This window comes from Pseudomonas sp. GB2N2 (assembly GCF_054897705.1).
The window spans coordinates 2,820,354-2,840,680 of sequence record NZ_CM142701.1; the positions used below are offsets into that span (position 1 = coordinate 2,820,354).

Here is a 20,327-nt window from a genome sequence, read left to right on the forward strand (position 1 = left end):
TTCTCTAAGGGATCTAGTCATGCTCCGTTCCTTGCGCTTCGCCGCCCTGTTTGGCGGCCTTATTTTGAGTGCGTCTGCACTGGCGGTCGACATCGACGCCGCCAGTTATGGCTATCCCTTGACCAACCCGTTCGAGGCGACCATTGCCACGACCCCGCCGGACCTGCGTCCGGAGTTGCCGCTTGATGAAGACATCAATCAGGAAACCCGCACCGTCACGTTGCGCCCGGAGCGTGAGTTCGAACTGCCGGACAACTTCTGGCCGGTGAAGAAACTCACCTACCGGATCGCCACCCAGGATAAAGCCGCCCCGTTGATCTTCCTGATCGCTGGTACGGGCGCGCGCTATGACAGCAGCCTCAACGAATACCTGAAAAAGCTCTACTACAAGGCCGGTTACCACGTGGTGCAACTGTCGTCGCCCACCAGCTTCGACTTCATGAGTGCCGCCTCACGCTTTGCCACACCCGGCATCACCAAAGACGATGCCGAAGACATGTACCGGGTGATGCAGGCCGTGCGCGCGCAAAACCCGAAAGTGGCCGTCACCGATTACTACTTGACGGGCTATAGCCTCGGCGCGCTGGATGCGGCATTTGTCGCCCACCTGGACGAAACCCGCCGCAGCTTCAACTTCAAGAAAGTCTTGTTGCTGAACCCGCCGGTCAACCTCTACACCTCGATCACCAACCTCGACAAGCTGGTCCAGACCGAAGTCAAAGGCATCAACAACAGCACCACTTTCTACGAACTGGTGCTGAACAAACTGACCCGTTACTTCCAGCAGAAAGGCTACATCGACCTCAACGATGCGCTGCTCTATGACTTCCAGCAGTCCAAGCAGCACCTGACCAACGAACAGATGGCCATGCTGATCGGCACGTCATTCCGCTTCTCGGCAGCCGACATCGCGTTCACCTCGGACCTGATCAACCGCCGCGGCCTGATCACCCCACCGAAAACGCCGATCACCGAAGGCACCAGCCTGACGCCGTACCTCAAGCGTGCGCTGCAGTGTGACTTCGACTGCTACATCACCGAGCAAGTGATCCCGATGTGGCGAGCGCGCACCGATGGCGGCAGCCTGTTGCAGTTGATCGACCAGGTCAGCCTGTATGCCTTGAAGGATTACCTGCACGACAGCCCGAAAATCGCGGTCATGCATAACGCCGACGACGTGATCCTCGGCCCCGGCGACCTCGGTTTCTTGCGCAAGACCTTCGGCGACCGCTTGACCGTTTATCCACTGGGCGGCCATTGCGGCAACCTTAACTATCGCGTCAACAGCGACGCCATGCTGGAGTTCTTCCGTGGCTAAATATCTCCTGCTTATCGCAGCGTTACTCTGTGCAGGCGTCGCCAATGCCGACAACAGCAAAGCCAATGCCCCGATTGTCATCGACAACGATGGCTTCAAAGAGCCATTGACCAAACTCAAATTCAACCCGGGGCTGGATCAGCGCGAGTTCGAACGCTCGACGCTCAACGCGCTGGCCGTCTATGACCCGCTGGAAGAGTGGAACCGCCGGGTCTACCACTTCAACTACCGCTTCGACGAATGGGTGTTCCTGCCGGTGGTCGACGGTTATCGCTACATCACGCCGAGTTTCCTGCGCACCGGCGTCAGCAACTTCTTCAACAACCTCGGCGACGTGCCGAACCTGGTGAACAGCCTGCTGCAGTTCAAAGGCAAGCGCTCGATGGAAACCACCGCGCGCCTGCTGCTCAACACCACCATCGGCATCGCCGGCCTGTGGGACCCGGCCACCGCCATGGGCCTGCCGCGCCAAAGCGAAGACTTCGGCCAGACGCTGGGTTTCTACGGCGTACCGGGCGGCGCCTACTTCGTATTGCCGATTCTCGGCCCTTCCAACATCCGCGACACCGGCGGCCTGGCCGTGGACTTCACCGCCGAGAACGCAATCAACTTCCTGAACGTCGCCGAAGTCAGCTCCAACCATCCGGAAATCTGGGTGTTGCGCAGCATCGACAAACGCAATCAGACCAGCTTCCGCTATGGCCAGCTGAACTCACCGTTCGAGTACGAAAAAGTGCGTTACGTGTATACCGAGTCACGCAAGTTGCAGATCGCCGAGTAATTTATCGGGCACAAAAAAAGGCCATTCGGTGCAGATCGAATGGCCTTTATTAATGCGCGATGGTCGCGCCACAGTTGTACTGTGTCTGGCTTCAGCCTTTCATCGCTTTCCAAACTTTGCTGACAACCATCACCACCGCCAACACCACCGCCCCCGCCACAATCCCCGCCACCGCATTCAACAACGTCGGCACGATAAACGCAGCACCGCCCGCCCCGGCGCTGACACTTTCGATCCAGTGATGAATCACCGGCACGCCATGGGTCAGAATCCCGCCGCCGACCAGGAACATCGCCGCGGTCCCGATCACGGACAGGCTTTTCATCATGTACGGCGCCGCGCGTAAAATCCCGCCGCCGATGCTTTTGGCCATCTGCCCAGGCTTTTGGGTCAGCCATAGGCCAAGGTCATCGAGCTTGACAATGCCGGCCACCAAACCGTAAACGCCGATGGTCATGACGATGGCAATGCCCGACAGCACGATGACTTGCTGGGTCAGCGAAGCACCCGCCACGGTGCCGAGGGTGATGGCGATGATTTCGGCGGAGAGGATGAAGTCCGTGCGAATGGCGCCCTTGATCTTGTCCTTCTCGAACGCCACCAGATCGACCGCCGGATCGGCGACGGCCTCGGCCAGTTCGGCATGCCCGGCCTGGTCTTCAGCCTTGCTGTGCAGGAAGCTGTGCGCGAGTTTTTCGAAACCTTCGAAGCACAGGTAAGCGCCACCGACCATCAGCAACGGCGTGACCAGCCACGGAATGAATGCACTGATCGCCAGCGCCGACGGCACCAGGATCAGTTTGTTCAGAAACGAACCCTTGGCCACCGCCCACACGACCGGGATTTCCCGCTCGGCGCGCATGCCGCTGACTTGCTGGGCATTCAGCGCCAGATCATCGCCGAGTACGCCAGCGGTTTTCTTGGCGGCCATTTTGGTCATCAGCGCGACATCGTCGAGAACCGCGGCGATGTCGTCGATCAGCACCAGCAAACTGCTTCCTGCCATGGATCAGGTTTCCTTCTTGAATGAATGCCGCGCAGCATAGCGCGGCCCGGCGCCGCACGGGGCATTCTTGAGCGCCCCGCGAGGCGGGTGCTACCATGCGCAACCGCCAGAACAGGCAAGGAACCCCCTGGTTTATGAGCACTATCCGCGAGCGCAATAAAGAACTGATCCTGCGTGCCGCCAGTGAAGAATTTGCCGACAAGGGCTTCGCTGCGACCAAAACCAGTGACATCGCAGCCAAGGCGGGTTTGCCCAAGCCCAACGTCTACTACTACTTCAAATCCAAGGAAAACCTCTACCGCGAGGTGTTGGAAAGCATCATCGAGCCAATTCTGCAGGCGTCGACGCCGTTCAACGCCGACGGTGTGCCCAGTGACGTGCTGAGCGGCTACATCCGCTCGAAAATCCGTATCTCCCGCGATTTGCCTTTCGCCTCGAAGGTGTTCGCCAGTGAAATCATGCACGGCGCCCCGCACCTGAGCGCCGACCTGGTCGACCAACTGAACAGCCAGGCCAAACACAACATCGACTGCATCCAGACCTGGATCGACCGCGGCCAGATCGCCCCCCTCGACCCCAATCACCTGATGTTCAGCATCTGGGCCGCGACCCAGACCTACGCCGACTTCGACTGGCAGATCACCGCCATCACGGGCAAGGCCAAGCTGGATGATGAGGATTATGAAGCGGCAGCGCAGACGATTATTCGGTTGGTGTTGAAAGGGTGTGAGCCGGACAGGTAGACCGCAGTGCCCGATCATGAAAACCTTTCTGCCAGAGACTGATGCTACGACCGGTAGACTGCTTGATGGCTTTGGTACTCATCGACTTTGTCTTTTGCATCAGCTCACTCAGCGAACCCTGCTGTAACTCGATTAGCCAATGAAAATGATCTGGCATAACCACCCAGGCCAGTGAATTCGCCAAGCCAGAATCCTGTGCATTCCGGAATTCATCGACTACGAGCCTGCCCAAGGTGAAGTCCTTGAAAACCGGGATTCGGTGAGCTGTGTTGGTAGTTAACAGATAAATCCGACTGGCTTGGGCGTAGCGACCGATTCGCAATCGATTTGCGGCGGGTAAATCCGGCATTCCTTAGCCTCCCGTGATCAGGTCATGGAAAGGCTAGCTCTGTGGATAGAAGTGGGTTGGACAAACTATTGGCTGGATGTTTCTGGTAGTTAGCTATCGCGAGCAGGCTCACTCCTACAGGGGTTTCAGGTGTTCAGACATTTTGTGTCAGACCACGATTCTGTAGGAGTGAGCCTGCTCGCGATGGCATTTGTTCAGGCGATGAAGATCAAGCACTCACCCCCGCATCCGCCCGCAACCCCAACCCCTCGATCGCATTGATCGCGCACTGTTCATCAACATCCGACAGATCCCCGCTGATACCCACCGCGCCCAGCACATGCCCGTCCTGATCCCGGATCAACACACCACCCGGTGCCGGCACCACGCTGCCCTGCCCCAGACTGTTTAAAGCCGCGATAAAAGCCGGACGTTGCTGGGCGTCCAGTGCCAGCAGGCGGGAGCCTTTGCCCAAGGCGATGGCGCCCCAGGCTTTGCCGATGGCGATTTGCGGGCGCAGCAGGCTGGCGCCGTCTTCGCGTTGCAGCGAAATCAAATGCCCGCCGGCGTCCAGCACGGCAATGGTCAAGGGCGCCGCGTTGATTGCACGCGCGGCGGAGATGGCCTGACTGGTCAGGTTGACTGCAACTTTCAAGGTTAAAGCGCTCATGGTGCCGTCCTCATTTTGTTATTGGGAGAGCGGGTGGACTGTGCGCAAGTGACGCAGTCCGATCCAACAAATAGAACACAATGAGATATTTTTTTGTATACAATAATTATCGAAAAGCGCCACACGCGACGAAAAGCCACAGCACTACAGGCTTCCGCCGAATAAAACAGTCGCTTGATAAAATGGATTGACCTGCGCCGTCCGCCATGAATACACTCTGCGCAAAGCCACTTGTATACAATTACAAAACGTAAGAGGCACAAAACAATGAGCAAAATGAGAGCAATCGAAGCCGCCGTCCTGGTGATGCGCCGTGAAGGGGTTGAAACCGCTTTTGGCATCCCGGGCGCCGCGATCAACCCGCTGTACTCCGCCTTGCAGAAGGTCGGCGGCATCGATCACGTCCTCGCTCGCCACGTTGAAGGCGCCTCGCACATGGCCGAGGGCTACACCCGCACCAAGGCCGGCAACATCGGCGTGTGCATCGGCACTTCCGGCCCGGCCGGTACCGATATGGTCACCGGGCTGTACAGCGCCTCGGCCGACTCGATCCCGATTCTGTGCATTACCGGGCAAGCCCCCCGCGCCCGTATGCATAAAGAAGACTTCCAGGCCGTCGACATCACCACCATCGTCAAACCCGTGACCAAGTGGGCAACCACCGTCATGGAGCCAGGCCAGGTGCCGTACGCATTCCAGAAGGCCTTCTATGAAATGCGCTCCGGCCGTCCGGGCCCGGTGCTGATCGACCTGCCGTTCGACGTGCAGATGGCCGAGATCGAATTCGACATCGACGCCTACCAGCCGCTGCCATTGGCCAAGCCAAGCGCAACCCGGCTTCAGGTGGAAAAAGCCCTGGCCTTGCTGGATCAGGCCGAACGTCCATTGCTGGTGGCCGGTGGCGGCATCATCAATGCCGACGCCAGCGATTTGCTGGTGGAGTTCGCCGAACTGACCGGTATTCCAGTCATCCCGACCCTGATGGGCTGGGGCACCATTCCCGACGATCACCCGTTGATGGTCGGCATGGTCGGCCTGCAAACCTCGCACCGCTACGGCAACGCGACGATGCTCAAATCCGACGTGGTGTTGGGCATCGGTAACCGCTGGGCGAACCGTCACACCGGCTCGATCGACGTCTACACCGAAGGCCGAAAATTCATTCACGTCGACATCGAAGGCACGCAGATTGGCCGCGTGTTCAACCCGGACTTGGGCATCGTGTCCGACGCCGCTGCCGCGCTGACCGTGTTCATCGAAGTCGCTCGCGAATGGCAAGCTGCCGGCAAACTGAAAAACCGCAGCGCCTGGCTGCAAGATTGCCAGCAGCGTAAAGCCAGCCTCCAGCGCAAGACCCACTTCGACAACGTGCCGGTCAAGCCGCAACGCGTCTACGAAGAGATGAACCAGGTGTTCGGCAAAGACACCTGCTACGTCAGCACCATCGGTTTGTCGCAGATTGCCGGCGCGCAATTCCTGCACGTCTACAAGCCGCGTCACTGGATCAACTGCGGCCAGGCCGGCCCGCTCGGCTGGACCATTCCGGCGGCGCTGGGCGTGGTCAAGGCTGATCCGACCCGCAAAGTCGTGGCACTGTCGGGCGACTATGATTTCCAGTTCATGATCGAAGAACTGGCGGTGGGCGCGCAGTTCAAGCTGCCGTACATCCACGTTGTGGTAAACAACTCGTACCTGGGGCTGATTCGTCAGGCTCAGCGCGGTTTCGACATGGACTACTGCGTGCAGCTGTCCTTCGATAACCTGAACGCTCCGGAACTCAACGGTTACGGTGTCGATCACGTCGCGGTCGCCGAAGGCCTCGGTTGCAAGGCACTGCGTGTGTTCGAACCGAGTCAGATCCAGCCTGCCCTGCGCAAGGCTCAGGAGCTGATCGAAGAGTTCAAGGTGCCGGTGATCGTCGAGATCATTCTGGAGCGCGTCACCAACATTTCCATGGGCACCGAGATCAACGCCGTCAACGAATTCGAAGACCTGGCGCTGGTCGGCAACGATGCGCCAACCGCGATTTCGATGCTTGATTAACAGCTGATCGCGGATCGTTCCCACGCAGAACTCGGGAACGATCCGACAAAACTCTAACGGGAGACCACCATGCCGCGTTTCGCAGCCAACCTGTCCATGCTGTTCACCGAACAGGATTTTCTTGCCCGTTTCGAAGCGGCCGCCAAGGCCGGCTTCACTGGTGTGGAATACCTGTTCCCTTACGACTTCAGTTCCGCCGAAATCAAGGCCACCCTCGACGCCAACGGTCTGACTCAAGTGCTGTTCAACCTGCCGGCCGGCGAGTGGGCCAAGGGCGAGCGCGGTATCGCGTGCCTGCCAGACCGGGTCGAGGAATTCCGCGCCGGTGTCGATCTGGCGATCGCTTATGCGCACGTGCTGGGCAACACCCAGATCAACTGCCTGGCCGGGATTCGTCCACAGGGCATCGACGATGCCACGGTGGAAAAAACCTTCGTCGCCAACCTCAAGTACGCGGCCGACAAGCTGCAAGCGGCGGGCATCAAACTGGTGATGGAAGCGATCAACACACGCGACATCCCGGGTTTCTACCTGAACAACACGGCGCAAGCCCTGTCGATTCGCGAGCAGGTCGGTAGCGCCAACCTGTTCCTGCAATACGACATCTACCACATGCAAATCATGGAAGGCGACCTGGCCCGCACCCTCCAATCGCACCTGAGTGAAATCAACCACGTGCAATTGGCGGACAACCCGGGGCGCAACGAGCCAGGCACCGGTGAGATCAATTACCGCTTCCTGTTCGAACACCTGGACCGGATTGGTTATCAGGGTTGGGTCGGCTGTGAATACAAGCCGCTGACCACCACGGAAGCAGGCCTCGGCTGGCTCAAAACCCACAACGCGATCTAACACGGAACCCTGTAGGAGCGAGCCTGCTCGCGATGAGGCCCGCACATTCAACACTTGATGCTGTCTGGCACTCCACTATCGCGAGCAGGCTCACTCCTACAAAAAGCGATGCACCTATTTGCTTGAGCAACAAAAACAAGAGGAATTTCTCATGGCTAAAATCGGATTTATCGGCACCGGCATCATGGGCCACCCAATGGCGTTGAACCTGCAGAAAGCCGGTCACAGCCTGTTCCTGTCGGCGCATCACGATGCCGCTCCTGCCGACCTGATTGCCGCTGGCGCGATCGCATTGGCGAACCCGAAAGAAGTCGCGCAAGAAGCCGAATTCATCATTGTCATGGTCCCGGATACCCCGCAAGTCGATGACGTACTGTTCCGTGCCGACGGCATCGCCGCCGGTGTCGGCAAAGGCAAGATCGTCATCGACATGAGCTCGATTTCGCCGACCGCCACCAAAGCCTTCGCCGCCAAAATCAACGAAAAAGGCGCGCAGTACCTCGACGCGCCGGTGTCCGGCGGTGAAGTCGGCGCCAAGGCTGCGACCCTGAGCATCATGGTCGGCGGCGATGCCGATGCCTTCGAACGCGCACTGTCGCTGTTCCAGTCCATGGGCAAGAACATCACCCTGGTCGGTGGTAACGGCGACGGGCAAACCGCGAAAGTGGCGAACCAGATCATCGTCGCGCTGAACATCCAGGCCGTCGCCGAAGCCCTGCTGTTCGCCGCGAAAAACGGTGCTGATCCTGCCAAGGTGCGTGAAGCGCTGATGGGCGGTTTCGCCTCCTCGAAGATCCTCGAAGTGCACGGCGAACGCATGATCAAAGGCACCTTCGACCCAGGCTTCCGCATCAGCCTGCATCAGAAGGACCTGAACCTGGCCCTGCAAGGCGCCAAAGAGCTGAACATCAACCTGCCAAACACCGCCAACGCCCAGCAAGTGTTCAGCACCTGCGCGGCCATCGGTGGCAGCCACTGGGATCACTCGGCGCTGATCAAGGGTCTGGAGCACATGGCGAATTTCTCGATTCGCGATAAGAAGTAAACCCTGCACAAAACCCTGTGGGAGTGAGCCTGCTCGCGAAGGCGTTGTGTCAGTTGACATGGATGCCAATTGACACACCGCCTTCGCGAGCAGGCTCACTCCTACAGGACCGAGTTGCCCTTCAAATAACAAGAATTCCGGGAGCCCGCCATGTCGGTCGATCCGCAACAATTCCTGCGCGAGCTGTTTGCCACAGCCATCGACGCGGCCCATCCGCAGCAAGTCCTCGAAGCGCATTTGCCCACTGACCGCAGCGGTCGGGTGATCGTCATCGGCGCCGGTAAAGCCGCCGCCGCCATGGCCCAAGTGGTCGAACGTTGCTGGCAAGGTGAAGTCTCCGGCCTGGTGGTCACCCGCTACGGCCACGGTGCCCCGTGCGAAAAAATCGAAGTGGTCGAAGCGGCTCATCCAGTGCCGGATGCGGCCGGTCAGGCGGTCGCCAAGCGCGTGTTTGAACTGGTCAGCAACCTGACCGAAGACGATCGCGTGATCTTCCTGCTGTCGGGCGGCGGATCGGCATTACTGGCGTTGCCAGCAGCCGGCATCACCCTCGCCGACAAGCAATCGATCAACAAGGCCCTGCTCAAATCCGGCGCGACCATCGGCGAGATGAATTGCGTGCGCAAGCACCTCTCGGCGATCAAGGGCGGCCGTCTCGGCAAGGCCTGCTGGCCCGCCACTGTATATACCTACGCGATTTCCGATGTGCCGGGCGACCTCGCCACGGTCATCGCTTCCGGCCCCACCGTGGCCGACCCCAGCACCTGCGCCGAAGCGCTGGCGATCCTCAAGCGCTACAACATTGAGATCCCGACGTCCGTGCGCACCTGGCTGCAAAGCCCGGAATCGGAGACAGTCAAACCCGGCGACCCGAGCCTGGCGCGCAGTCATTTCCAGCTGATCGCCCGCCCGCAGCAGTCGCTTGAAGCTGCTGCGGTGAAAGCGCGTCAGGCCGGTTTCAACCCGTTGATCCTCGGCGATCTCGAAGGCGAATCCCGCGAAGTGGCCAAGGTCCACGCCGGCATCGCGCGCCAAGTGGTCCTGCACGGCCAGCCTTTACCGCTGCCGTGCGTGATCCTCTCCGGCGGTGAAACCACGGTCACCGTGCGCGGCAATGGCCGTGGCGGACGCAACGCCGAATTCCTCCTGAGCCTGACTGAAAGCCTCAAAGGGCTGCCAGGTGTCTACGCGCTGGCCGGTGACACCGATGGCATTGACGGTTCCGAAGACAACGCCGGCGCGATCATGACCCCGGACAGCTACGCCCGAGCCGCCGCCCTCGGCCTGAGCGCCAGCGATGAACTCGACAACAACAATGGCTACGGCTATTTCTCGGCGCTCGACGCACTGATCGTCACTGAGCCGACCCGCACCAACGTTAACGACTTCCGCGCGATTCTGATTCTCGAGAGCCCTAAACATGACGCCTGATAAAAAGGTCAAAATCCTCGCCACCCTCGGCCCGGCCACCGACGGCATCGACGACATCCGTGAGCTGGTGCAGGCAGGGGTAAACATTTTCCGGTTGAACTTCAGCCACGGCGATCACGCCGACCACGCCCAGCGCTATCAGTGGATTCGTGAGGTCGAGCGCCAGTTGAATTATCCGCTGGGCATTCTGATGGACCTGCAAGGCCCGAAACTGCGGGTCGGCAAGTTCGCCGAAGGCAAGGTGCAATTGCATCGCGGCCAGGCATTACGCCTGGACCTCGACCCGACGCCGGGCGACCAGCGCCGGGTCAACCTGCCGCACCCGGAAATCATCGCCGCGCTGCAACCGGGCATGGACCTGTTGCTGGACGACGGCAAGCTGCGCCTGCGGGTCGTCACCAAGTACGCCGATGCCATCGACACCACGGTGCTCAATGGCGGTGAGCTGTCGGACCGCAAAGGGGTGAACGTGCCGCAAGCGGTGCTGGAGCTGAGCCCGCTGACCGCCAAGGATCGCCGCGACTTGAGTTTCGGCCTGGAACTGGGCGTGGACTGGGTCGCGCTGTCGTTCGTGCAACGCCCGGAAGACATCCGCGAAGCCCGTGAACTGATCGGCGACAAAGCCTTCCTGATGGCCAAGATCGAGAAGCCATCGGCCGTGACTCAGCTCCGCGAAATCGCTGAATTGAGCGACGCGATCATGGTTGCCCGAGGCGATCTCGGCGTCGAAGTGCCAGCCGAAAGCGTGCCGCAAATCCAGAAGAACATCATCGGTATCTGCCGCGAACTGGGTAAACCGGTGGTGGTGGCGACGCAGATGCTCGAGTCGATGCGCTTCTCCCCGGCGCCGACCCGTGCCGAAGTCACTGATGTCGCCAATGCCGTGGCCGAAGGCGCGGATGCGGTGATGCTGTCGGCGGAAACCGCGTCCGGCGAGTACCCGCTGGAGGCCGTGCAGATGATGAGCAAGATCATCCGCCAGGTGGAAGACGGTCCCGACTATCAAGCCCAACTGGACGTAAGCCGGCCGAAGGCGCAAGCCACCGTTTCCGATGCGATCAGCTGTGCGATCCGTCGCATCAGTAATGTGCTGCCGGTGGCGGTGCTGGTGAACTACAGCGAGTCCGGCACTTCGAGTCTGCGTGCGGCGCGGGAACGGCCGACGGTACCGATTCTGAACCTGACGCCGAACCTGCAAACCGCTCGCCGCTTGACCGTGGCCTGGGGCGTGCACTCGGTGGTCAACGATCGGCTGCGGCAGGTGGATGAAGTGTGCTCGACGGCGCTGGAGATTGCACAGGCGCAGGGCATGGCTGAACGCGGCGACACGTTATTGATCACGGCGGGTGTGCCCTTTGGGCAGCCGGGGTCGACTAACTCGTTGCGTATCGAGACGTTGATCTAGAGCGCCCTTACCGGCCTTTTCGCTGGCAAGACAGCGCCTACAGGGACAGCGTATTTCTGTAGGCGCTGGCTTGCCAGCGATGCCGGCGACACGGTCCCACTGACACACTGAACTAAAATGCCTGCCAACCACTTCAACACCCACTGCCCCGATTGGGCGACTGCCCTGCTCAACGGCTTCAGCCAGATCTTCCTCCAGCGCCATCCGCTGTTCGGTCTGCTGTGCCTGTTGGCGATTCTGTTTACCGCTCCGGCGCTGCTCGGTGGCGCCTTGCTGGGTGGTGTCGCCGGTTTGCTCACCGCGCAACGCCGCAACTACGCCAAGGCTGATCGTCAGGCCGGGCTGTTCAGTTACAACGGCGTCCTGCTCGGTTTGCTGGTGAGCCTGTATTTCCCCTGGTCCGCGTTGTTGCCGCCGCTGATCATGGCGGCGGGTGGGCTGAGCGCGATGATCACGCAACAGTGGCTCAAACGCGTCCGAGTCAACCACTACCTGCCGGCCTTTACGGCGCCCTTTGTCGGGCTGGGCTGGCTGCTGTTGTGCTTCGCCACGCCCCCGACGACTGCGCATATGATCGAAATCAGTACGCTGAACATGTTCGCGGCTACGCTGAAAGGCTTCGGTCAAGTGATGTTCCTCGGGCATCCGCTGGCCGGTGCGATGATTGCCGCAGGTTTGCTGATCGCTGATCGCCGCGCCTTCTGCTGGGCGTTGGTGGCGTCTGTCGCCGGCATGGGCTGGAGCATGTTGCATCACGACTTTTACACAGCATTGATCGGCCTCGGTGGCTATAACGCCCTACTCGCCGCCCTCGCCCTCAACTCGCTGCGCCAGCAGCCGTGGCTGCCGCTGCTCGGCATCGCATCAGCGGTGTTGCTGACGCCAGTGTTTGCCGCCATCGGCCTGCCGACGCTGACGGCGCCGTTCATCCTCGCCTGCTGGCTGATCCGCACGGTTGTTCTGCTGTTCGGCAAGACGGCTGTCGCCCATACGCCTTGCGCTCTGGAGGAGAATCAACCTAGGCTTCGCTGATTCTCGATTCAGGCGTTTTCCATGGACAGCAGCAAAAACTGGCGTGAAGAGCTTTACGTCATGGTTTTCCAGAGCGACACCAAGGCGGGACGGCGCTTCGACGGCATCCTGCTGTTGATCATTCTCGCCAGCATCATCGTCGTGATGCTCGACAGCATCGACAACATCCACCAGAACTACGCCGACGTGCTGGCCTACATCGAGTGGGGCTTCACGGTTATTTTCGCCATCGAATACGGCCTGCGCCTGTACTGTTCGCCCAAGCCGTTGCGCTATGCGTTCAGCTTCTACGGGCTGGTGGATCTGCTGGCCATCGTGCCCGGCATCCTCGCGCTGTATTACGCCGATGCGCAGTACCTGCTGATTATACGGATCATCCGGATGTTGCGGATTTTCCGCGTGCTCAAGCTCAGCCCGTACCTCAAACAAGCCAATTACCTGATGTCGGCGCTGCGGGGCAGCAAGCAGAAAATCGTGGTGTTCCTGGTCAGCGTCAGCACGCTGGTCACGGTGTTCGGCACCTTGATGTACGTGATCGAAGGTCCAGAGCACGGGTTCACCAGCATTCCCAAAGGCATCTACTGGGCCATCGTCACGCTGACCACCGTCGGCTTCGGCGACATCGTGCCAAAGACCCCGTTGGGACAGGTGATTTCGTCGCTGGTGATGATCACCGGCTACTCGATCATCGCCGTGCCCACCGGGATTTTCACCGCCGAACTGGCCAACGCCATGCGTGGCGAACAGTTGCAGCACGACTGCCCGGTGTGCAAGAAAAACAGCCACGAACACGGTGCGGCATTTTGCTCGCGGTGCGGCAACGCGCTGTTCAGGAAACTGGAATAAGCAAAGTGCTTTTTAATCTTTAAATGACTATACGAGCCCGGTTATAGTCGCTGGCAAATTGCCTTACATTTAATAGAACAAGGAATGCGCAGTGAAAAAACTCTTAGGCGCCTCACTTCTGGCCGCTGGCCTGGCGTTGACCAGCATGGCTCACGCCGCACCGACCCTGCTGAACGTTTCCTACGACGTAATGCGCGATTTCTACAAGGACTACAACGTTGCCTTCCAGAAACACTGGCAAGCCGAGCACAACGAAAACATTACCCTGCAGATGTCCTTCGGCGGCTCGAGCAAACAGGCGCGGTCGGTGATCGACGGCCTGCCGGCTGATGTCATCACCATGAACATGGCCACCGACATCAACGCCCTGGCGGACAACGGCAAGCTGGTCCCGGACAACTGGGTGACCCTGCTGCCGAACCACAGCGCGCCGTTCACTTCGGCCACCGTGTTCATCGTCCGCAAAGGCAACCCGAAAGCCCTGAAAGACTGGCCGGATCTGCTCAAGGACGGCGTGCAAGTGATCGTGCCAAACCCGAAAACCTCGGGCAATGGCCGCTACACCTATCTCTCGGCCTGGGGCTATGTGCTGAAAAACGGCGGCGACGAAAACAAGGCCAAGGCCTTCGTCGGCAAATTGTTCAAGCAAGCACCCGTGCTCGATACCGGTGGCCGTGCTGCCACCACCACCTTCATGACCAACCAGATCGGCGACGTGCTGGTGACCTTCGAAAACGAAGCGGAAATGATTGCCCGCGAGTTTGGCCGTGACCAGTTCGAAGTGATCTACCCGAGCGTTTCCGCTGAAGCCGAGCCGCCGGTGGCCGTGGTCGAAAAAGTCGTCGAGAAGAAAGGCACTCGCGCTGCAGCTGAGGAATACCTGAAGTACCTGTGGTCGCCGGAAGGCCAGGAAATTGCCGCGGCCAACTACCTGCGTCCACGTGATCCGGCAGTGCTGGCCAAGTACACCGACCGCTTCCCGAAAGTGGATTTCCTGTCGGTGGAGAAAACCTTTGGTGACTGGCGCACCGTGCAGAAGACCCACTTCAATGATGGCGGGATCTTTGATCAGATTTACGCTCAGTAATCGCTGATGGCCCCATGAAAAAAGGCGACCTGAAAAGGTCGCCTTTTTTGTTGGCGTTGTCGATCAAGATCCTCTGTGGGAGTGAGCCTGCTCGCGATAGCGGTGGGTCATTCCCTTTAATAGTGACTGATACACCGCTATCGCGAGCAGGCTCACTCCTGCAGGGATTCGGACAGGCTTACATCGGCGGGGTGACGCCATCCTTGCCGGCAGAAATTGATTGAGCCGTCAGCGTCCCATCCGCCCCTTGCGTCACAAACGTCACGATCTTCACGCCCACCTTTAACAAGCTGCGATCCCCCGGTGTCAGGTTCACGATCGGCACATCTTCCGGCACCAGAATTTTCTGCTGGCCGCCCTTGTAGTTGACGGTCAACACGCGACCATTGCTGACCACCAGATCACCGACGCTGCCATTGGTCATGCTGCTGCCCTTCACCAAATCGAACGGTCGATGCCCATCGCCACTGCCGGCCAGTTCCGGAGGGAAGACGTGGACTTCCAGCGCCTTCAACGTGCCATCTTCCTGCGCAATCGCCGCCGAGCCAATGTAGCTGCCGGGTTTGATGTCTTCGATATTGGCCAGGGTGACGGCGCGGACCTTGGTGTCATTGGTCAGGTTGATCACCACGTTTTCGCCGCTGTTGACGTGGACCTTCAAGGCGTCGGTGCTCACTCCAGTGATCTCGCCGCGCACCCCGATGCGCGTACCTGGCGCGTCAGCCGCCTGGACGAGACTTGCCGTGAAAATACCAATCAAGCTCATAACTGAAGCACTGCGAATCAGGTGACGGAACATCGCGTTCATGAAAGTGCCTTCCGGTGATGAATCGTGAGAAGGGAACATAAGCACGCTATCGAACAAGATGTAAGTGAATGTATCATCGGAACATAGCATTCCGTCGCAGGGTTCATCGGCCTATCGCACAAGCCCGGTCTACTCATTCCGCAAGGGAATGACTGCTATCACTTCAATCCCACTTCCGCCGTTGCGGCCAGCCGTTTAGCCTGCGCCCATCCCATCTTGCTCAGCGAGACACATTATGAACTCAGCAAAACAGGCGCCCCACGGCGCCGCGACAATGACCAAAGGCATGGTGATGCTGTTCGCCTTTTGCTGCGGCGCCATTGTTGCCAATATTTACTACGCCCAACCGATCATCGGCCTGATTGCGCCAGACATCGGCCTGACCAGCACCATGGCCAGCCTGATCGTGTCCCTGACCCAGATCGGCTATGCACTGGGTCTGTTTTTTCTGGTGCCGCTGGGAGACCTGCTGGAAAACCGTCGGTTGATGATCATCACGACTATCGTGGCGATCGCCAGTCTGCTGGGCGCCGCGTTTACCGATCAACCGAACGTGTTCCTGCTGATCTCGTTGCTGGTCGGTTTCAGTTCGGTGTCAGTGCAAATCCTGATTCCCCTGGCCGCCCACCTGGCGCCGGAAGAGACGCGGGGCCGGGTGGTTGGCGGAATCATGGGCGGTTTGCTACTGGGAATCCTGTTGGCGCGGCCGGTGTCCAGCGTGGTGGCCGATCACTTTGGCTGGCGCGCGATGTTCGTGATTGCGGCCGTGTTGATGGCCGCCATCAGCGTCGTGCTCGCCGTCACGATCCCCAAGCGCCAGCCTGATCACAGCGCCTCCTATGGCCAACTGCTGGGTTCGCTGTGGACGTTGTTGCGCAAACAGCCGGCGTTGCGTCAGCGCGCGTTTTATCAGGGTTGCATGTTTGCCACCTTCAGCCTGTTCTGGACCGCAGTGCCATTGGAGCTGGCGCGCAATCACGGTTTGTCGCAAACCCAGATCGCGATCTTCGCGCTGGTCGGGGCCATCGGCGCCATCGCTGCGCCCATTGCCGGTCGCCTGGCCGATGCCGGCCACACCCGCATCGCCTCGTTGCTGGCGCTGGTGTTCGCCAGCCTGAGCTTTCTGCCAGCCTTCATCCATCCGGCATACAGCGTCATCGGCCTCGCCGTCACCGGCGTGGTGCTCGACTTCTGCGTGCAGATGAACATGGTCCTCGGCCAACGCGCGGTCTACGCCCTCGACGCCAAAAGCCGCAGTCGCCTGAATGCGTTGTACATGACCAGCATCTTCATCGGTGGCGCATTTGGTTCCTCTGTGGCCAGTGCGGTGTACGAGCACGGCGGCTGGTTGTGGATCGTGATCGTGGGCAGCGCGTTTCCGCTGCTGGCGTTGTTGCGGTTTTTGAGTGTTTCGCGGGAGCGTTCGCTGGCGACGGCATAGTCTGCAAAAAGCTTCTCGGGCAGGTCGGATCTATATAACCATCCGACTTGCTCCTGCATGCCTTTCGACAGATGCAGCAAGCTTCAAATTTTCATCATTCCCCAGCCTCTGCCTGCGAACTCCGGATTGGCCCGATGCACAACCACTGACGTCGGGACCGGGACGTCCAACCCATCCTCCAGCATTTTTTTCAGCATTAAATCTGCTATTTCGACGGCTGCTTCATACGCCTCCTCAAACGTATTCCCTGCAGTTACCGCGCCTGGAATATCGGGTATCTGAATTCCAGTCGCCGTTCTTTCATCTCCCCACTCGATACTGATCGGATAGTGCACAGTGGATTCTCCTGTGAAGTATTGTTGGAATGTCACTGGACCATAGAAACCAAATCAGATCTGTTCACGTTGTTTTGCAGAATGTTAAAAGTCCTCACTTCTCTAGATATACCTCTCTATCACTATCACCCCTTCTTTAATAGGGTTCTCAGTCGTTACGACAGGGACAACCCGGATTACACTGACCATCCAAAGCCTGAAGCGATGCTGGATGCGATTCGCGGCTGACCCGTTCGAATACCGCCTGAGCCGCGGTATGTTTTGTTCAAGGAGTGTGCAATGACCCGACGTACCTTTCTCATCACCGGCGCCAGCAAAGGCATTGGCCGCGCAGTGGCCGAGCACCTGGACCGCGCCGGGCACCGGGTGGTCGGCATTGCCCGGACGCCCGACCTGACGTTTCCAGGGATTCTGTTTCCACTGGACTTGAGCGACCGGGCGTTGACTCAGGAAGTGCTGACCGAACTGGCCGCGACTTATCAGTTCGACGGGCTGGTCAACAATGTGGGCCTGGTCCGTCCGCAAGTGTTGGGCGAAATCGACCTCGACACTTTCGATGACGTGATGCGGGTCAACCTGCATTCGGCATTGCAGGCGACCCAGGCGCTGCTGCCGAATATGCGCGCCAGCGGTTGGGGTCGGGTGGTGAACATTTCCAGTCTGACGGTGCTCGGGATTACCCAACGCACGGCATACGCCGCGGCGAAAGCGGCGCTGATCAGCTTCACGCGGTCCTGGGCGCTGGAACTGGCGCAAACCGGTGTGACGGTGAACGCCGTGGCGCCGGGACCGACTGAGACGGAACTGTTCCGCGCCAACAACCCACCGGGCAGCGAGGGCGAGGCACGCTATCTGGCCGGTGTGCCGATGGGTCGTTTGGGGCAGCCGCAGGAAATCGCCGCCGCGATTGCTTTTTTGTTGTCCGAGCAGAGCGGGTTCATCACCGGACAAACCCTGTTCGTCGACGGTGGAGCTTCAATAGGCAAAGCGGCGTTCTAATCCACACCATCAATCAATGTGGGAGCGAGCCTGCTCGCGAAGACGGACTCATATTCAGCCTATTTGTTGGCTGACACCCCGCTTTAGTGAGCAGGCTCACTCCCACACTGAATTTGCACAAGGACTTGAGATGGACCGTCTGGCCGCCATGGAAACCTTCGTCTACGTAGTGGAAACCGGTTCGTTTTCCGCCGCGGCGCGGCGGCTGAATGTTGGCCAGCCCGCCGTGTCGAAAACCATCGCGCAACTGGAGGCACGGCTCGCGGTCCGCCTGCTGTTGCGCTCGACCCGAGGTCTGACGCCCACCGAAGCCGGCCTGGCGTTTTTCGAACGCGCCAAGCGCGCCATCGACGAAGCCAACGAAGCCGACAATGCGGCTCGCGGCGCGGCCAACGGCCTGACGGGCAGCCTGCGCATTTGCGCCGCCGTGACTTTCGGCCGCATGAACATCGTTCCGCACCTCGGGCCGTTTCTCGATCAAAACCCTGAATTGAGCATCGAGCTGATGCTCGACGACCGCATCGTCAATCTGGTGGAAGAAGGCGTCGACATCGCCCTGCGCATGGGCACTCTCAGCGACTCCAGCCTCACCGCGCGCAAGATTGCCAGTTGCCGGCGCGTGGTACTGGGAACGCCGGCGTATTTCGACAAACACGGCGAACCCACCTGCCCGGGTGATCTTGGCCAGCATCAAACGGTCATCTACCTGCTGGGCGGTGGCCCGACCTGGTTATTCACAAAGGCGGCGGAAGAACAGAACGTCACCGTCAACGGCAGGATTCGCGTCAGCGCCGCTGAAGGTCTGCGAGAGGCAGTGCTGGCTCATCAGGGGCTGACGCTCGCATCGCAATGGATGTTTGGACCGGAACTGGCCAGCGGGATGGTCAGGGAAGTGATGAGCGACTGGACACTGCCGGCTCAAGACTTGTGGGCAGTGTTTCCTACTGGAAAAATGGTCAGCGCCAAGGCTCGGGCGTTTGTGGAGTATGTGCAGGAGGTGATGGCAAGAAAGGGGTGACTGACCAATGGTTTCGTTTATTGCGATTTTCGATTAATTCGAATAGCCTGCCAGCATCGCTTTTTCAGAAAGTTGGAAACCACCATGCCATCTGCCATCCACCCGACGATAAACCTCCCCCTGGAGCGCGAAGTAAAGGCTGCTGTTGAAGGTCAACGCGCTTTGGCGGCCTACCTTGCCACTCAATTCGACACACAACGCATTCAGATTTTCGACGACCAGAATGAAGCTCACAGCGTTGAACTGCCCACCTCGGCTCTTCGCTTGCTCGCCGACATCCTCGAAGCGCTCGCGGCGGGCAATGCTGTCAAAGTCGTTCCGGTTCATGCTGAGCTGACGACGCAAGAAGCGGCGGATCTGCTCAGCGTCTCACGTCCGCACCTGATCAAACTGCTCGAATCCGGCGACTTGTCCTACCACAAAACCGGCAAGCACCGACGTGTCCGTTTCGCCGATTTGATGGATTATAAAAACCGGCGCGACGCTGCCAGCGAGCAAGCAATGATGCTTCTTGCCGAGCAGGCACAAGCGTTAAGGACAGGATACGAGTGAGGCTATCTTCATTTACCGCTGTATATGACGCCTGTGTGCTGTACCCCGCGCCCCTGCGAGACTTCCTGATGTGGCTCGCACTATCAGGGCGTTTCAGAGCGAAATGGACCGAGGAGATACACAATGAATGGAAGCGTAATTTGCTCAAGAACCGTCCGGACCTGTCCGCAAAACAACTGGATCGCACCTCCGAATTGATGGACCTGGCTTTGCCCGACGCTTGCGTGTCCGGTTATGAAACGCTGATGGAAGGACTATCGCTGCCGGACGTTGATGACCGACATGTTCTGGCGGCGGCCATTCGAAGCAATGCCAGCGTCATCGTCACCTTCAATCAAAAGGATTTCCCCCGTTCCGCACTCAGCTCCTTCGGTATCGAAGCTCAGCACCCTGACGAGTTCGTCGAAAATCTTTTTGATCTCGACCCGGCGGCAGTGATCGCAGCGGCGCAACGGCAACGCAAGCAGCTGAAGTTGCCGCCGGTGGACGTCGGTACTTACCTTGATCTACTGGTACGTCAGGGCCTGATTCAGTCGAGCAAGGCATTGACCGAGTATCGCGCCATTCTCTAACTATCCTTCCCGGAT

The 20,327-nt window shown here is 59.4% G+C and carries 19 protein-coding genes and 2 pseudogenes; 16 read left to right on the top strand and 5 right to left on the bottom strand.

The features are described 5' to 3' along the window. The first annotated feature begins 19 nt into the window (after nt 1–19). Together ACYZT4_RS13040 and ACYZT4_RS13045 are read left to right on the top strand one after the other, a co-directional pair. Entirely contained in the window at nt 20–1,318 is a 1,299-nt protein-coding gene (locus ACYZT4_RS13040; protein ID WP_461988319.1) for a serine/threonine protein kinase, read from the top strand. Then, complete coding sequence (locus tag ACYZT4_RS13045) at nt 1,311–2,099, top strand: MlaA family lipoprotein (RefSeq protein WP_461988321.1); 789 nt, start codon at nt 1,311–1,313, stop codon at nt 2,097–2,099. The genes ACYZT4_RS13040 and ACYZT4_RS13045 overlap by 8 nt, the downstream gene beginning before the upstream one ends. Nucleotides 2,100–2,190: 91 nt before the next feature. On the opposite strand, the gene ACYZT4_RS13050 is transcribed toward ACYZT4_RS13045, so the two are convergent. Then, a complete protein-coding gene (locus ACYZT4_RS13050; protein WP_461988323.1) occupies nt 2,191–3,105 on the bottom strand; it encodes a DUF808 domain-containing protein in 915 nt (304 codons plus the stop codon). Between the two features lie 134 nt (nt 3,106–3,239). Here ACYZT4_RS13050 and ACYZT4_RS13055 point away from each other — a divergent pair, with 134 nt between their 5' ends. Then, nucleotides 3,240–3,848: a TetR/AcrR family transcriptional regulator gene (locus ACYZT4_RS13055; protein ID WP_461988324.1), complete on the top strand. Its 609-nt coding sequence runs from the start codon at nt 3,240–3,242 to the stop codon at nt 3,846–3,848. Between the two features lies 1 nt (nt 3,849). Here ACYZT4_RS13055 and ACYZT4_RS13060 read toward each other — a convergent pair. Beyond that, nucleotides 3,850–4,197: pseudogene (locus tag ACYZT4_RS13060) on the bottom strand (REP-associated tyrosine transposase); the annotation flags it as partial. Nucleotides 4,198–4,405: 208 nt separating this feature from the next. Beyond that, the gene (locus ACYZT4_RS13065; protein ID WP_461988325.1) at nt 4,406–4,846 is read right to left on the bottom strand and encodes a GlcG/HbpS family heme-binding protein; all 441 of its coding nucleotides are present in this window, start codon (nt 4,844–4,846) and stop codon (nt 4,406–4,408) included. A gap of 267 nt (nt 4,847–5,113) precedes the next feature. Here ACYZT4_RS13065 and gcl point away from each other — a divergent pair, with 267 nt between their 5' ends. The 8 genes from gcl to ACYZT4_RS13105 all read left to right on the top strand — a co-directional run bounded on the left by gcl (nt 5,114) and on the right by ACYZT4_RS13105 (nt 14,587). After that, a complete protein-coding gene (gene gcl / locus ACYZT4_RS13070) occupies nt 5,114–6,889 on the top strand; it encodes a glyoxylate carboligase (protein WP_461988326.1) in 1,776 nt (591 codons plus the stop codon). Between the two features lie 69 nt (nt 6,890–6,958). Continuing rightward, nucleotides 6,959–7,741, top strand: coding sequence for a hydroxypyruvate isomerase (gene hyi, locus ACYZT4_RS13075; RefSeq protein WP_461988327.1), 783 nt, complete (start codon nt 6,959–6,961; stop codon nt 7,739–7,741). Nucleotides 7,742–7,892: 151 nt separating this feature from the next. Beyond that, a complete protein-coding gene (locus tag ACYZT4_RS13080) occupies nt 7,893–8,786 on the top strand; it encodes a 2-hydroxy-3-oxopropionate reductase (RefSeq protein WP_461988328.1) in 894 nt (297 codons plus the stop codon). 150 nt (nt 8,787–8,936) lie between these two features. Next, nucleotides 8,937–10,217, top strand: a complete 1,281-nt coding sequence (locus ACYZT4_RS13085) for a glycerate kinase type-2 family protein (protein ID WP_461988330.1) — start codon at nt 8,937–8,939, stop codon at nt 10,215–10,217. Then, complete coding sequence (gene pyk / locus ACYZT4_RS13090; RefSeq protein WP_461988332.1) at nt 10,207–11,622, top strand: pyruvate kinase; 1,416 nt, start codon at nt 10,207–10,209, stop codon at nt 11,620–11,622. Before ACYZT4_RS13085 ends, pyk begins: the two co-directional genes overlap by 11 nt. 117 nt (nt 11,623–11,739) lie before the next feature. Further along, a complete protein-coding gene (locus tag ACYZT4_RS13095; RefSeq protein ID WP_461988333.1) occupies nt 11,740–12,654 on the top strand; it encodes an urea transporter in 915 nt (304 codons plus the stop codon). Nucleotides 12,655–12,675: 21 nt separating this feature from the next. Then, nucleotides 12,676–13,500 carry an ion transporter gene (locus tag ACYZT4_RS13100; protein ID WP_461988335.1) on the top strand — a complete coding sequence of 275 codons (825 nt, stop codon included), beginning with the start codon at nt 12,676–12,678 and terminating at the stop codon, nt 13,498–13,500. Nucleotides 13,501–13,591: 91 nt separating this feature from the next. Further along, nucleotides 13,592–14,587 (top strand): sulfate ABC transporter substrate-binding protein, encoded by a 996-nt coding sequence (locus ACYZT4_RS13105; RefSeq protein ID WP_461988337.1) that lies wholly within the window; start codon nt 13,592–13,594, stop codon nt 14,585–14,587. A 178-nt stretch (nt 14,588–14,765) separates the two neighbouring features. On the opposite strand, the gene ACYZT4_RS13110 is transcribed toward ACYZT4_RS13105, so the two are convergent. Beyond that, the gene (locus ACYZT4_RS13110; protein ID WP_461988339.1) at nt 14,766–15,395 is read right to left on the bottom strand and encodes a hypothetical protein; all 630 of its coding nucleotides are present in this window, start codon (nt 15,393–15,395) and stop codon (nt 14,766–14,768) included. 235 nt (nt 15,396–15,630) lie between these two features. On the opposite strand from ACYZT4_RS13110, the gene ACYZT4_RS13115 reads away from it, so the two are divergent. Then, nucleotides 15,631–16,836: an MFS transporter gene (locus ACYZT4_RS13115; RefSeq protein WP_461988341.1), complete on the top strand. Its 1,206-nt coding sequence runs from the start codon at nt 15,631–15,633 to the stop codon at nt 16,834–16,836. 86 nt (nt 16,837–16,922) lie between these two features. On the opposite strand, the pseudogene ACYZT4_RS13120 reads toward ACYZT4_RS13115, so the two are convergent. Then, nucleotides 16,923–17,171, bottom strand: a pseudogene (locus ACYZT4_RS13120) (type II toxin-antitoxin system HicB family antitoxin); the annotation flags it as partial. A 279-nt stretch (nt 17,172–17,450) separates the two neighbouring features. On the opposite strand from ACYZT4_RS13120, the gene ACYZT4_RS13125 reads away from it, so the two are divergent. From ACYZT4_RS13125 to ACYZT4_RS13140, 4 genes are all read left to right on the top strand, one after another. Further along, entirely contained in the window at nt 17,451–18,170 is a 720-nt protein-coding gene (locus ACYZT4_RS13125; protein ID WP_461988343.1) for an SDR family oxidoreductase, read from the top strand. Nucleotides 18,171–18,300: 130 nt separating this feature from the next. Beyond that, the gene (locus ACYZT4_RS13130; protein WP_461988344.1) at nt 18,301–19,188 is read left to right on the top strand and encodes a LysR family transcriptional regulator; all 888 of its coding nucleotides are present in this window, start codon (nt 18,301–18,303) and stop codon (nt 19,186–19,188) included. An 84-nt stretch (nt 19,189–19,272) separates the two neighbouring features. Beyond that, nucleotides 19,273–19,740 (top strand): helix-turn-helix domain-containing protein, encoded by a 468-nt coding sequence (locus ACYZT4_RS13135; protein ID WP_461988346.1) that lies wholly within the window; start codon nt 19,273–19,275, stop codon nt 19,738–19,740. Beyond that, complete coding sequence (locus tag ACYZT4_RS13140) at nt 19,737–20,312, top strand: PIN domain-containing protein (RefSeq protein ID WP_461988348.1); 576 nt, start codon at nt 19,737–19,739, stop codon at nt 20,310–20,312. Before ACYZT4_RS13135 ends, ACYZT4_RS13140 begins: the two co-directional genes overlap by 4 nt. The last annotated feature ends 15 nt before the right edge of the window (nt 20,313–20,327 follow it).